The organism is Rhodococcus sp. NPDC054953 (assembly GCF_053609225.1).
In genome coordinates, this window is sequence record NZ_JBSGXD010000063.1 from 758 (window position 1) to 1,321 (window position 564).

The 564-nt window shown below is 70.9% G+C and carries 1 pseudogene; it reads left to right on the forward strand.

The features are described 5' to 3' along the window. Window positions 1-564: pseudogene (locus ACWF62_RS20470) on the forward strand (polyribonucleotide nucleotidyltransferase); the annotation flags it as partial.

The window sequence follows — 564 nt, forward strand, 5'->3', positions numbered from 1 at the left end:
GGCGCTGTCCGCCGCCGTCCGCGACGAGCTGGCCCAGGCGCTGACCATCGCCGGCAAGCAGGAGCGCGAGGGCGAGCTCGACCGCGTCAAGGTCGTGGCCGCCGAGAAGCTGCTGCCCCAGTTCGAGGGTCGCGAGAAGGAGATCTCCGCCGCGTACCGCTCGCTCACCAAGCAGCTGGTCCGTGAGCGCGTCATCAAGGACAAGGTCCGCATCGACGGCCGCGGTGTCACCGACATCCGTACGCTGGCCGCCGAGGTCGAGGCCATCCCGCGCGTGCACGGTTCGGCCCTCTTCGAGCGCGGCGAGACCCAGATCCTGGGCGTCACCACGCTCAACATGCTCCGCATGGAGCAGCAGCTGGACACCCTCTCCCCGGTGACCCGCAAGCGCTACATGCACAACTACAACTTCCCGCCCTACTCCACCGGTGAGACCGGCCGGGTCGGCTCCCCCAAGCGCCGCGAGATCGGCCACGGGGCGCTCGCCGAGCGCGCGCTGGTGCCGGTGCTGCCCACCCGCGAGGAGTTCCCCTACGCCATCCGGCAGGTCTCCGAGGCGCTGGG